General features: G+C 65.9%; 10 protein-coding genes. 9 read left to right on the forward strand and 1 reads right to left on the reverse strand.

The annotated features are described in order from the left end of the window. Position 1: 1 nt before the first annotated feature. The 5 genes from I6F37_RS25560 (at position 2) to trmB (ending at position 5,316) form a co-directional block, all read left to right on the forward strand. On the forward strand, positions 2 to 1,120 hold the full coding sequence (locus I6F37_RS25560) for a hemolysin family protein (protein ID WP_036008986.1): 1,119 nt from the start codon (positions 2 to 4) through the stop codon (positions 1,118 to 1,120). After that, positions 1,117 to 2,730, forward strand: coding sequence for an apolipoprotein N-acyltransferase (lnt, locus tag I6F37_RS25565; protein WP_225153030.1), 1,614 nt, complete (start codon positions 1,117 to 1,119; stop codon positions 2,728 to 2,730). The genes I6F37_RS25560 and lnt overlap by 4 nt, the downstream gene beginning before the upstream one ends. Positions 2,731 to 2,949: 219 nt before the next feature. Further along, positions 2,950 to 3,363: a helix-turn-helix domain-containing protein gene (locus tag I6F37_RS25570; RefSeq protein ID WP_018319423.1), complete on the forward strand. Its 414-nt coding sequence runs from the start codon at positions 2,950 to 2,952 to the stop codon at positions 3,361 to 3,363. An 85-nt stretch (positions 3,364 to 3,448) separates the two neighbouring features. Next, a complete protein-coding gene (locus tag I6F37_RS25575) occupies positions 3,449 to 4,606 on the forward strand; it encodes a M20 family metallopeptidase (protein WP_225153031.1) in 1,158 nt (385 codons plus the stop codon). Next, complete coding sequence (gene trmB / locus I6F37_RS25580; protein WP_225153033.1) at positions 4,603 to 5,316, forward strand: tRNA (guanosine(46)-N7)-methyltransferase TrmB; 714 nt, start codon at positions 4,603 to 4,605, stop codon at positions 5,314 to 5,316. The genes I6F37_RS25575 and trmB overlap by 4 nt, the downstream gene beginning before the upstream one ends. A 125-nt stretch (positions 5,317 to 5,441) precedes the next feature. On the opposite strand, the gene I6F37_RS25585 is transcribed toward trmB, so the two are convergent. Then, on the reverse strand, positions 5,442 to 6,524 hold the full coding sequence (locus I6F37_RS25585; protein WP_225153034.1) for a DUF2336 domain-containing protein: 1,083 nt from the start codon (positions 6,522 to 6,524) through the stop codon (positions 5,442 to 5,444). Positions 6,525 to 6,891: 367 nt separating this feature from the next. Here I6F37_RS25585 and rimP point away from each other — a divergent pair, with 367 nt between their 5' ends. From rimP to infB, 4 genes are all read left to right on the forward strand, one after another. Continuing rightward, on the forward strand, positions 6,892 to 7,647 hold the full coding sequence (gene rimP / locus I6F37_RS25590) for a ribosome maturation factor RimP (protein WP_225153036.1): 756 nt from the start codon (positions 6,892 to 6,894) through the stop codon (positions 7,645 to 7,647). A gap of 2 nt (positions 7,648 to 7,649) precedes the next feature. Beyond that, positions 7,650 to 9,260, forward strand: coding sequence for a transcription termination factor NusA (gene nusA / locus I6F37_RS25595; RefSeq protein WP_036008974.1), 1,611 nt, complete (start codon positions 7,650 to 7,652; stop codon positions 9,258 to 9,260). 23 nt (positions 9,261 to 9,283) lie between these two features. Further along, the gene (locus I6F37_RS25600; protein ID WP_025032907.1) at positions 9,284 to 9,967 is read left to right on the forward strand and encodes an RNA-binding protein; all 684 of its coding nucleotides are present in this window, start codon (positions 9,284 to 9,286) and stop codon (positions 9,965 to 9,967) included. A gap of 70 nt (positions 9,968 to 10,037) precedes the next feature. Then, complete coding sequence (infB, locus tag I6F37_RS25605; protein ID WP_225144089.1) at positions 10,038 to 12,746, forward strand: translation initiation factor IF-2; 2,709 nt, start codon at positions 10,038 to 10,040, stop codon at positions 12,744 to 12,746. Positions 12,747 to 12,875 lie beyond the last annotated feature (129 nt).

Raw genomic sequence — 12,875 nt, forward strand, 5'->3', positions numbered from 1 at the left:
GATGCCGGATTCCGAGCCTACCCACGACAATCCCCGCACCACGGCCAATTTGCCGGTTGTGGTGACGCCGGGCGAGGTGCTGCGCCCGAGCGCCGAAAGCTGGCTGCTGCGCGCCATCCGCACGCTGTTCGGCTGGAAGGCGGGGTCGGTGCGCGACGACCTCCAGGTCGTGCTCGACGCCTCGACGCCCGACGACACCGGCTTCTCCGCGGTCGAGCGCACCATGCTGCGCAACATCCTCAGCCTGCACGAGCGCCGCATCGCCGACGTCATGGTGCATCGCGCCGACATCGTCGCGGTGAAACGCGACATCCCGCTCGGGGAATTGATGGACCGCTTCGAGAGCGCCGGCCATTCGCGCCTCGTCGTCTTCAACGAGACGCTCGACGATCCCGTCGGCATCGTCCACATCCGCGATTTGCTCGCCTTCATGACCGCGCGCGCCCGCGTGTCGGAAGCCACCAAGACCAAGCGCAAGAAGCCGCTGCCGGCCGGGCTCGATTTGCGCGCGGTCGATCTCGCGCTGCCGCTTCACGAGGCACACATCATCCGCAAGCTGCTCTACGTACCGCCGTCGATGCGGGCGATCGACCTGCTCGCGCAGATGCAGGCCTCGCGCATCCATCTGGCGCTGGTGGTCGACGAATATGGCGGCAGCGACGGGCTGGTCTCGATCGAGGACATCGTCGAGCAGATCGTCGGCGAGATCGACGACGAGCACGATAGCGACGAGCCGCCCTCGATCGTGCGCCTGCCCGACAACGCCTTCATCGCCGACGCCCGCGCCAGCCTCGACGACGTCCGCTCTGTGATCGGCGAGGATTTCGTCACCGGCGAGGCCGGCGAGGAGGTGGAGACGCTGGGCGGCTATCTCGTCAGCTTCGTCGGGCGCCTGCCGGTGCGCGGCGAGGTGATCTCGGGCCCCGGCAATTACGAGGTCGAGGTGCTCGATGCCGATCCGCGCCGCGTCAAGCGGCTGCGCATCGCGACGCGGAAGGAACGCCCGGCGCCCCGCACCCAGCGCGAGAGCCGGCGGCGTGAAGCCACGCCGGAGAGCGGACAAGCGCCGGCCAGCGACACGCCGACATCGCCGCCGCGCGACGGGGCCGCCTCGCAGTGAGCCCATCGCAGCGCCTTCGGCAAATTGCGCTCGCCATCATCCTCACCTGGGGATGGCAGCGCGCAGTCGTCGCCATGGCGGCCGGAGCGCTGTCGGTGCTGGCGCTGGCACCGTTCAACCTCTTTCCGGTGCTGTTCGTCACCTTCCCGGTGCTGGTCTGGCTGATCGACGGCGCCGGGGCCGGCCGCTATGGCGGCGTGCCCGCCGCCGCCTTGACCGGCTATTGGTTCGGGCTCGGCTATTTCGTGCCCGGCCTCTACTGGATCGGCTACGCCTTCTTCGTCGAAGCCGACACATTCGCCTGGCTGACGCCGTTCGCGGTGCTGGGCCTGCCGGCCTATCTTTCGATCTTCACGGCGATCGGCTTTGCGCTGGCGCGCCTGCTCTGGAGCAAGAACGCCACGCGCGTGCTGGCGCTCGCAGCGAGCCTCACCATCAGCGAATGGCTGCGCGGCCATGCGCTGACCGGCTTTCCCTGGAACACGTTCGGCTATGCGCTGTCCGAGCCATTGCCGCTGGCGCAGACGGCCTCGCTGATCGGCCTGTGGGGCGTGACGTTCCTGACGATTGCGATCTTCGCGAGCCCGGCGACGCTGATCGACCGCACGCCGGATCGGCGCCTGCAATGGCGGGTGCCGGCCGCGGCCGTCGCGCTCCTGCTCGTCATGAGCATCTTTGGCGCAATCCGCCTGTCGCTGCATCCGACCACGATCGTATCCGGCGCCAAGCTGCGCCTGATGCAGCCCAACCTGCAGCAGGACGAGAAATTCAACTATGCCGCCAAGCCGGAGGTGATGAAGAAGTACCTTGCGCTGTCGGACCGCGCCTCCGGCCCGCAATCGACCGGCGTGCGCGATGCCACCATCCTGATCTGGCCGGAATCCGCCTTCCCGTTCTTCCTGACCCGCGAAGCCGACGCGATGGCGCAAATCGCCGATCTGTTGCCGAAGGGCACGGTGCTGATCACGGGATCGGTCCGCGCGCCCGATGTGCCGCGGGGCACGCCGATCACGCGCGCCTACAACTCGATCTACGTGATCGATCACGACGGCAGCGTGCTCGCCGTCTACGACAAGCTGCATCTGGTACCGTTCGGAGAATTTCTTCCGTACCAGTCGTTGATGGAGAAGCTCGGTTTCGAGCAACTGACGCGTGTGCGCGGCGGCTTCATTCCAGGCACCGTGCGGCATGCGCTCCCCGTTGCCGGCGCGCCGCCCGCGTTGCCGCTGATCTGCTACGAGGCGATCTTTCCCGACGAAGTGGCTGTACGCAAAGAACGTCCGGGCTGGATCGTGAACCTGACCAATGACGGCTGGTTCGGCATCTCGACCGGTCCCTACCAGCACCTGGAACAGTCGCGGATGCGCGCGATCGAGCTCGGATTGCCGCTGGTCCGCTCGGCCAATACCGGCATCTCCGCAGTGATCGATCCGGTCGGCCGCACCGTCGCGAGCCTCGGTCTCGGCCTCGAAGGCATTTTGGACGCAAACCTGCCGGCCGCGATCCCACCGACGGTTTATGCACGGGTGGGTGATGTGCCCGCAATCATGCTCGTCGCGGTGGCCGTGCTGTTGGCGGTCCGCCGACGAATAGGCAAACGCCAGCCCTGATCGCACCGCCGCCGCAGCGGCCGGAATCCTTTGACAACCGTAGTCCCACGGTTGACAGACCGCACGCGGGCTCCCCATTCTGCACCGGCTGCGAAAGATGGCGGTGCATTGCTAAATTTCTCCGCAATGTTTCCCAATAACAGGGTTTGATTTTGACGGTGCTGCACCCGAGGCATGCTTGATCATTGCGCCGAAGGTGGTGTTTGGAGGGCTGAGGAAATGTCGAAAGCGCCCAACCCTGTTGACAAATATGTCGGCAGTCGCGTGCGCATGCGCCGCATCATGTTGGGCATGAGCCAGGAGAAGCTCGGTGAAGCTTTGGGCCTGACTTTCCAGCAGATTCAGAAGTACGAGAAGGGCACCAACCGGGTTGGCGCAAGCCGCATCCAGCAGATCGCGGAGATTCTGCAGGTGCCGGTGTCCTTCCTGTTCGAGGGCGGCCCGAGCGGCGTGCCGGGTCCGGATGGCTTCAGCGAAGGCGCCTCGCCCTCTTACGTCTCGGACTTTCTCGCCACCTCCGAAGGGCTCGCTTTGACCAAGGCGTTCACGCGAATCACTGATTCGAAGATGCGCCGCTCGATCGTCGATCTCGTCGAGCAGATTGCGGCCCGCGAAGGTCCGGACAAGCGTTGAAGCTCATGTCCCCCGCGATTTGAGACTGCATCAAATCTGGCCTATGTCGTCATTTACGACCGCGCTTTGATGCGCGTCCGCTTCGATGATGCGATTCAAAGGCACAGATGCGTCCATGACCGGCTCCAATTGGTTCGATTCACAAACTATTCTCGATGGCATCCGTCGCTGGGTGGAGATCGAGACGCCGACGGAAGCACCTGAACAGGTCAACAAGCTGGTCTCCGTGGTCGCGGAGCAATACGGCGACCTGCCCGTCACGCTCGAGCGCATCGCCGGCACGGACGGCTGCGGCGATCATCTCGTGGCGCGCACGAATTGGGGGCAAGATCAGCCGGGCATCCTGGTGCTGAGCCATCTCGATACCGTCCATCCCATCGGCTTCATCGAGCGCCTGCCGTTCAAGGTCGAAGGCGACGTCGCGTTCGGTCCGGGCATCTACGACATGAAAGGCGGCGCCTACATCGCCCACCGCGCCTTCCGCGCGCTTTGCGCGACGGGCGATCGCTCGCCGCTCGGCATCACGCATCTGTTCACCTCCGACGAGGAGATCGGCAGCCCGACCTCGCGTGCGCTGATCGAGCAGGAAGGGCGCAAGGCCAAATACGTGCTGGTGACCGAGCCGGCGCGCGACGGCGGCAAGATCGTCACCGGGCGCAAGGGCGTCGGACGCTTCCGGGTATTCATCAAGGGCGTGCCCGCGCATGCCGGCTCGCGGCCCGAAGACGGCCGCAGCGCCGTCCGCGAACTCGGCAACGTCATCCTCGCGCTGGAAGGAATGAACGATGTTGCGCGCGGCGTGACCGTCAATGTCGGCGTGGTGCGCGGCGGCACGCGCCCCAACGTCACGCCCGAGGAGGCCTATGCCGAAGTCGATCTGCGCGTCGTGAGCCTCAAGGACGCGGACGAGTTCGTCGGCAAGATTCTCTCTTTGACCTCGAAGACCGATGGCGTCACGGTCACGGTCACGGGCGAGCTCAACCGGCCGCCTTACGAGAAGAGCAATGCAGGTGCCGCGCTGTACGAGCATGCCAAGACGCTCGCCAGCGAGATCGGCTTCGAGCTGATCGACACCCACACCGGCGGCGGCTCGGACGGCAATTTCACCGCTCCCTTCACCGCAACGCTCGACGGGCTCGGCGTCGACGGCAAGGGTGCACACACCCATTATGAGCAGCTCTATGTCTCCTCGCTGGCCCCACGCGCGCGGCTGCTCCATCGGCTTTATCAGACGCTGCGATGAGCGAACGTAAATCAAGCCCCGACCGCGACGACAGCGAGCGCGCCTTCTTCGGGCGCCGCAAGGGCCACAAGCTGAGGCAACACCAGGCCGGCTTGATCGAGCAGCTGCTGCCGCATCTTGCCCTCGATATCGACGGTGAGGCGCCGGCGGACGCCCGCGACATCTTCGATCCCGCAGCCGACGACGTCAGGCTCGAGATCGGCTTCGGCGGCGGCGAGCATCTCGCGGCCGAGGCACAGAACTTCCCCACCACCGGCTTCATCGGCTGTGAGCCCTATGTCAACGGCATGGCCAAGATCCTCGCGCAGATCGAGGCGGCCAACATCGGCAACATCCGCCTGTTCGCGGGCGATGCCGCCGAGCTCTTGGCTTGGCTTCCCAAGGAGTCGCTGTCGCGGATCGACCTGATCCATCCCGATCCCTGGCCGAAGCGGCGACACTGGAAGCGGCGCTTCGTCCAGGACCGCACCATTGCCGCGATGGCGCGCGTGCTCAAGCGAGGCGGCGAATTCCGCTTCGTCTGCGACATCGACGATTACTGCGCCTGGACACTGTCGCATCTTGCGCGCTCGCAGGACTTCGTCTGGCTGGCCGAACGCGCCGACGATTTCCGGCTTCCATGGCCGGGCTACACCATGACGCGCTACGGCCAAAAGGCCGCGCGCGAGGGACGCAAGGCGGCTTATCTGCGGTTCAGGCGGGTGGGTTAGCCGTCATTGCGAGGAGCCCGCGACAAATTGCAAGGCAATTTGCGCTGGCGACGAAGCAATCCAGAGCGTTTTCGCGGAACGAGTTCTGGATTGCTTCGCTTCGCTCGCAATGACGGAGTGGGACGCTAGATCGTCTGCCGGTTGCGCCAGAAATTCACGACGCGTTCGGCGGTCGTCGGCATCAGGCGCGTGAAGTTGATGCGGGCGGCCTCGATGTCGGCGTCGGCCGGCGTGCGGTTCGAGCCGTACCAGAGCAGGATAAGCGCGCGTACCGTGGGCCAGCCGAGGTTCAGCACCCGACCGAGGATCAGCAGCGGATCGTAGCGGTCGCCTGCGATCAGGCGGTCGAGGACCTGGAGGCGAACGCCCGACATCGCCGACAGCGCGGCGACCGATTCCTCGTATTTGTGCGCCTTGGCGAAGCCGAGCAGCGCGCTCTCGCCGAGATGGCCCTCGCGATTCAAGGTCAGCACGGTGTGCTGTGCCGCGGAGTAGTCGCGGCGCGGACCCGGCGGCAATGCGGCCTCCTCGATCGCCGCCATCGCGCGCTTGATCTCGGCCTGGCGCGCGGGATTAACCACGGTGGAGAGGCGACGGCGGATGACGTCGAGCGTCCCGTCGAGCAGCTGCTTCAGGTGCTCCCCGGAAAGGTCGTTGCGCTGGCCGATCCTCAGCGTCAGCACCCCGTCCTGCGCCGCGCGCTTGATCAGCTCGGAATAGCTTCCGGGCGAGAACACTGCACCGGCATTGGCTGCGGCACGGCGCACCACGTCGCGATCGCCGCGCTCGACCAGCACGTCGGTGACGACGGGCGACAAAGCGGGACGCTCGGTCATCGCCAGCAGATGGCCCTGGCCCTTCAAGCGCGCGATCTCGACCAGTGCCGCGTCGTCGAGCACTGGTGAGCGGCGCAGCACGGGGCCGGCGACCGCGATCTCGTTTTCGCGCGCGAGCTGATTGACGAGGTGCGGCGGCGCGTTGTTCAGACGCGAGAAGCGCTCGGACAGATCGACGCGCGATGCCAGCTCGGCATGGGGCACGAGATCGATCAGGAGATTGTCGAACAGATCGATCAACTCGGGGCGGAGCTTGTCCGCATCCCGGAAGAACAATTGGGAGATGGCACGCGCGATCTCGCCGCGGCGGCGCGGATCGCCGCGCTTGACGATATCGTCCAGTCCAGGAATGAGCGACGTGGCAACGGTCATGAAAACGCAACTCGAACGGGGCACGCCGCGGGTGCGCCCTTGGTCCAAGCCGCCCCACAATCGGGAAATCTAGGCCTGCTTGATGAAGGAAGCGTTGCGCAGGGTCCGACGGGCGCAAAAAGGCCCCGTTCCCGCTGCAATGGGCCTTGTCCGGGGGTTAAGAAAGCGCTATATCAGCGCCAATTCATCTTCTCATACGATCCGCGTAGTGAGAGTGGGCCCGCAAGGACCCGCTCTTTTTTATTACCTGAACGCGGCTCGGCGGGAGATGCGCCCGACGCGTTGTCGGGAAAGTTCCGAAGCGGGCTTTGAAATCGTAACCAAGCCTTAACCCAAGCCTTAACCAACGAGCGCTCTGACCCTGGACATGACCGAACCGAACCCTGGTTCCACGGATGCCGAATTGCTGGCCGAGCCGCGGCTCGTGGTCGAGCCCGGCGTCGCGGCACGGGTGTCCGCGGTGGCAGCTCCCGTGCTCCAGGGCATGGGCTACCGCCTGGTCCGGATCCGCATTTCCGGCGAGGCCGGCTGCACCGTGCAGATCATGGCCGAGCGGCCGGACGGCTCGATGCAGATCGAGGATTGCGAGGCGATCTCGCGGGCCCTGTCGCCCGTGCTCGACGTCGCCGATCCCATCGACCGCGCCTATCGGCTCGAGATCTCCTCGCCGGGAATCGACCGCCCGCTGGTGCGCCGCTCCGATTTCGAGCGCTATTCCGGGCACCTGGTGAAGATCGAGATGGCGGTCGCGCATGAGGGGCGCAAGCGCTTCCGCGGCACGCTCGGCGCGGTCGAGGGCGACCGCGTGCATCTGCATCGCGACGATGCCAAGGCTGGCGACGATGCCGACGTTCTCCTGACCATGGAGGATATCGGCGAGGCCCGGCTGGTGCTGACCGACGAGCTGATCGTCGAATCCATGCGCCGCGGCAAGGCCGAGGAGCGCAAGATGCGCAGGGATCTCGGACTGGAGCCGCCGGCTGCACCGCACGCGGAGATCAGTGCGAAGATCACCAAGAACACCAAGCCGAAGAAGAAGCCGGCCCCGACCAACACGAAGAAACATCGCCTTGCCGCCGAACGCGCGCGGCGCGGCGAGATCGAGCCTGACCAAGGAGACTAGCCATGGCAGTCAGCGCCAACCGACTCGAATTGCTTCAGATCGCCGACGCCGTCGCACGCGAAAAGTCGATCGACCGCGGCATCGTCATCGCGGCGATGGAGGACGCCATCGCCAAGGCGGCGCGCGCACGTTACGGCAGCGAGACTGACGTTCACGCCGAGATCGACCCGAAGAAGGGCGAGCTGCGGCTGTCGCGCCACATGCTGGTGGTCGACAAGGTCGAGAATCACTCCAACCAGATCTCGCTGGTGGACGCGCAGCGCGCCAATCCCGGCGCCCAGGTCGGCGACACCATCGCCGACACCCTGCCGCCGCTGGAATATGGCCGCATCGCCGCGCAATCGGCCAAGCAGGTCATCGTGCAGAAGGTGCGCGAGGCCGAGCGCGACCGGCAGTACCAGGAATTCAAGGACCGCATCGGCGACATCGTCAACGGCGTCGTCAAGCGCGTCGAATATGGCAGCGTGATCGTCGATCTCGGCCGCGGCGAAGCCATCATCCGCCGCGACGAGATGCTGCCGCGCGAAGTATTCCGCAACGGCGACCGCGTTCGCGCCTACATCTTCGACGTCCGCCGCGAGACGAGAGGCCCGCAGATCTTCCTCTCCCGCACCCATCCGCAGTTCATGGCGAAGCTGTTCGCGCAGGAAGTGCCGGAGATCTATGACGGCATCGTCGAGATCAAGGCGGTGGCCCGCGATCCGGGCTCGCGCGCGAAAATCGGCGTGATTTCCCGCGATTCCTCGGTCGATCCGGTCGGCGCCTGCGTCGGCATGCGCGGCTCGCGCGTGCAGGCCGTGGTCAACGAGCTGCAGGGCGAGAAGATCGATATCATTCCATGGTCGCCCGACATCGCGACCTTCGTGGTCAACGCGCTGGCGCCGGCGGAAGTCTCCAAGGTCGTGATCGACGAGGACCGCGAGCGCATCGAGGTCGTGGTGCCCGACACCAACAACCAGCTCTCGCTCGCGATCGGCCGCCGCGGCCAGAACGTGCGCCTGGCCTCGCAGCTCACCGGCTGGGATATCGACATCCTGACCGAGCAGGAGGAATCGGAGCGCCGCCAGGCCGACTTCGAGAACTCGACCCGCGTCTTCATGGAATCGCTCAACGTCGACGAAGTGGTCGGCCAGCTGCTGGCGTCCGAGGGCTTCACCTCGGTCGAGGAGCTCGCGATGGTGGACGTCAAGGAGCTCGCCGGCATCGAGGGCTTCGACGAGGAGACCGCGCAGGAGCTGCAGAACCGCGCCCGCGAATATCTGGAGCAGCAGGAAGCCGAGCTCGAGGCGAGGCGCAAGGAGCTCGGCGTCGAGGACGCGCTCAAGGACGTGCCCGGCGTGACCTCGAAGATGCTGGTGAAGCTCGGCGAGAACGACATCAAGAGCGTCGAGGACCTCGCCGGCTGCGCCACCGACGATCTGGTCGGCTGGACCGAGCGCAAGGAAGGCAGCGAGCCGACCAAGCACGCCGGCGCGCTCGACGGCATCGACATCTCCCGTGACGACGCCGAAGCGATGATCATGCAGGCCCGCGTCAAGGCCGGCTGGATCACCGAAGCCGATCTCGCCAAGCCCACCGAGGAGGCCGAGGCGACCGAAGATCAACCGGCTTAAGGGCAAAGGAGAATGTCGCCCGGATGCTTGCAGATTCCGACCTCGAACTTGACCATGGGCCGCGGACCGAAAGGTCCGCGACCATGCGCATGTGCGCGGTCAGCCGCGAGGTCCGGCCGATCGACGAGCTGATCCGCTTCGTTGCATCGCCTGACGGACAAATAGTTCCCGATCTCAAGCGCAAGCTGCCCGGACGCGGGATGTGGCTCACCGCCTCCCGCAAGACGGTTGCGGAAGCGGTGCGGCGTCACCAATTTAGCAAGGCCTTCAAGCGCGAGCTGCGCATCCCTCAGACGCTTCCCACCGACATCGAGGCGCTCCTGGTCCGGAGCGTGACCGAAGCCCTTGGGATCGCCGCCAAGGCGGGCCAGGTCGTGGCCGGTTTCGGCAAGGTCGAGAGCGCCCTTCGGGAAGGAACGGTCGAGGTCCTGATCCATGCCAGCGACGGGGCCGCGGACGGAATCCGCAAATTGGACATGCTGGCGCGTCAGAATGCCGGGAATCGCGGTGCTAAGGCGCAGATTCCCGTCGTCACCGCTCTGAAATCGGTAGAATTGGATTTGGCACTGACCCGGTCAAATGTGATACATGCTGCCCTGCTCGCGGGCCCGGCGAGCAAGTCATTCCTGTCACGTAGCCAGATCCTGGTCCGATACCGGATGGCGGACGACGACAAGACTGCCGAAAAACCCGGCCAGGATTTCTGAGAGACAACGACGACCCGATTGGATGGTGCGGCAACGCACAACACTGATAAATCAGGATTAGGACTGCTGAATGGTTGATACCAAGACCCCTGGCGACAAGAAGCTGAGCGTTCCGAGCAAGACGCTATCGCTCAAGCCGCGCGTCGAAACGGGCACCGTGCGCCAGAGCTTCAGCCATGGCCGCAGCAAGCAGGTCGTGGTCGAGAAGCGCGGCAAGCGCCGCATTGGCGATGGACCCGAGCCGCACGCGCCCGAGGTGACGGCAAAGCCGGCGCCGGCCGCACCCGCCGCGCCGCCGCGTCCGGCTCCGCCCCCGCCGCGCAACGCCGGTTCCGGCGTGGTGCTTCGCACCCTCACCGAGGATGAGCGTTCGGCCCGTGCCAGTGCGCTGGCCGATGCCAAGCTGCGCGAGGTCGAGGAACGCCGCCAGGCCGAGGAAGAGGCCCAGCGCCGCGCCGCCCGTGAGGCTGCCGAGCGCGCCGAGCGCGAAGCCGCCGAATCCCGCCGCAAGGCCGAGGAAGAGCGCCACCGTCACGAGGACGAAGCCAAGCGCAAGGCCGAGACCGAGGCCAAGAAGCGTTTCGGCGAGGGTGAGCAGCCGACATCCGCCGCGCGCCCCGCGACCGCAACACCCGCCGCTTCCGCACCGCGCCCCGGTGCGCCTGCGTCCCGGCCTGGAACCACCACCACAGCGCGTCCGGGAACCACGACGGCGCGCCCTGCAACCACGACCGCGCAGCGTCCGGGTGGACCGGCTGGCCGCGGCCCCGCCGTTGCGGCCGAAGCTGACGACGACGAGGCGCCGCGCCAGATCCGCCGCGGTCCCGGCGGCGCCGCGCGTCCCGTGGTAGCCCCCAAGCCCACCCACAAGCCCGGCCCGCAGAAGGAGCGCGGCCGCCTGACCGTCGTCACCGCGCTCAATGCCGATGAGGTGCGCGAGCGCTCGATCGCCTCGTTCCGCCGCCGCACCCAGCGCCTGAAGGGCCACGCTTCGAACGAGCCCAAGGAAAAGCTCATCCGCGAAGTGGTCATTCCGGAAGCGATCACCATCCAGGAACTCGCCAACCGCATGTCCGAACGCGCGGTCGACGTCATCCGCATGCTGATGAAGCAGGGCGCGATGCACAAGATCACCGACGTGATCGACGCCGACACCGCGCAGCTGATTGCCGAAGAGCTTGGCCACACCGTCAAGCGCGTTGCCGCCTCCGACGTTGAAGAAGGTCTGTTCGACGCTACCGACGATTCGACCGACACCGAGACCCGTTCGCCCGTGGTGACCGTCATGGGCCACGTCGATCACGGCAAGACTTCGCTGCTCGACGCGCTCCGTCACGCCAACGTGGTCTCCGGCGAAGCCGGCGGCATCACCCAGCACATCGGCGCCTATCAGGTGACATCGCCTGAAACCGGCAAGAAGATCACCTTCATCGATACGCCCGGCCACGCCGCGTTCACCGCGATGCGTGCCCGCGGCGCCAAGGTGACCGACATCGTCGTGCTGGTGGTCGCGGCCGATGACGGCGTGATGCCGCAGACGGTCGAAGCCATCAATCACGCCAAGGCGGCCGGCGTGCCGATCATCGTTGCCATCAACAAGATCGACAAGCCCGATGCCAAGCCCGAGCGCGTGCGCACCGAGCTGCTCCAGCACGAGGTGCAGGTGGAATCTTTCGGCGGCGAAGTCGTCGACGTCGAGGTGTCCGCCAAGAACAAGACCAATCTCGACAAGCTGCTCGAGATGATCGCGCTGCAGGCCGAAATCCTCGACCTCAAGACCAATTCGGAGCGTCCCGCCGAAGGCACCGTGATCGAGGCCAAGCTCGATCGCGGCCGCGGTCCGGTCGCGACCGTGCTGGTCCAGCGCGGCACGCTTCGCGTCGGCGACATCATCGTCGCCGGTGCCGAAATGGGCCGCGTCCGCGCGCTGATCTCCGATCAGGGCGAGACCGTGCAGGAGGCCGGCCCCTCGGTGCCGGTCGAGGTGCTCGGCTTCAACGGCCCGCCCGAGGCCGGCGATCGTCTCGCGGTGGTCGAGAACGAAGCCCGCGCCCGCCAGGTCACCAGCTACCGCGCGCACCAGAAGCGCGAGAACGCGGCAGCCTCGATCTCCGGCATGCGCGGCTCGCTCGAGCAGATGATGTCGCAATTGAAGACGGCGGGCCGCAAGGAATTCCCGCTGATCGTCAAGGCCGACGTGCAGGGCTCGCTGGAAGCCATCCTCGGCTCGCTGGAGAAGCTCGGCACCGACGAGGTCGCCGCCCGCATCCTGCATGCCGGCGTCGGCGGTATCTCGGAATCCGACGTGACGCTGGCCGAAGGCTTCAACGCCGCAATCATCGGTTTCTCGGTTCGCGCCAACAAGGAGGCCGCTGCGGCCGCCAAGCGCAACGGCATCGAGATCCGCTACTACAACATCATCTACGACCTCGTGGACGACGTGAAGAAGGCGATGAGCGGTCTGCTCGCGCCGACCTTGCGCGAAACCATGCTGGGCAATGCCGAGATCCTGGAGATCTTCAACATCTCCAAGGTCGGCAAGGTAGCCGGCTGCCGCGTCACCGACGGCACGGTGGAACGCGGCGCCAATGTGCGCCTGATCCGCGACAACGTCGTCGTGCACGAAGGCAAGCTGTCGACGCTGAAGCGCTTCAAGGACGAAGTGAAGGAAGTCCAGTCCGGCCAGGAATGCGGCATGGCCTTCGAGAACTATCACGACATGCGTGCCGGTGACGTGATCGAGTGTTATCGCGTGGAGACGATCCAGCGCTCCCTGTAAGTCCAAATCTTACCGAAGCGTTCGGATCTTTTTGAACTGAGATTGCGGGAGTGCGATGGCCGGATGTTTCCGGCCATCCACCCCCTCTTCGTTTCAACAGGACAAATGACAATGCCCGTGTCCCAGATG

This window comes from Bradyrhizobium sp. NBAIM08 (assembly GCF_020193935.1).
Classification (GTDB): Bacteria; Pseudomonadota; Alphaproteobacteria; order Rhizobiales; family Xanthobacteraceae; genus Bradyrhizobium; species Bradyrhizobium yuanmingense.

What these genes read in the sequence shown, in the direction of transcription:
- I6F37_RS25560 (WP_036008986.1), top strand. Translation starts at nt 2, where the DNA reads ATGCCGGATTCCGAGCCTACCCACGACAATCCCCGCACCACGGCCAAT.
- I6F37_RS25570 (WP_018319423.1), top strand. Translation starts at nt 2,950, where the DNA reads ATGTCGAAAGCGCCCAACCCTGTTGACAAATATGTCGGCAGTCGCGTG.
- I6F37_RS25575 (WP_225153031.1), top strand. Translation starts at nt 3,449, where the DNA reads ATGATGCGATTCAAAGGCACAGATGCGTCCATGACCGGCTCCAATTGG.
- trmB (WP_225153033.1), top strand. Translation starts at nt 4,603, where the DNA reads ATGAGCGAACGTAAATCAAGCCCCGACCGCGACGACAGCGAGCGCGCC.
- I6F37_RS25585 (WP_225153034.1), bottom strand. Translation starts at nt 6,524, where the DNA reads ATGACCGTTGCCACGTCGCTCATTCCTGGACTGGACGATATCGTCAAG.
- rimP (WP_225153036.1), top strand. Translation starts at nt 6,892, where the DNA reads ATGACCGAACCGAACCCTGGTTCCACGGATGCCGAATTGCTGGCCGAG.
- nusA (WP_036008974.1), top strand. Translation starts at nt 7,650, where the DNA reads ATGGCAGTCAGCGCCAACCGACTCGAATTGCTTCAGATCGCCGACGCC.
- I6F37_RS25600 (WP_025032907.1), top strand. Translation starts at nt 9,284, where the DNA reads ATGCTTGCAGATTCCGACCTCGAACTTGACCATGGGCCGCGGACCGAA.
- infB (WP_225144089.1), top strand. Translation starts at nt 10,038, where the DNA reads ATGGTTGATACCAAGACCCCTGGCGACAAGAAGCTGAGCGTTCCGAGC.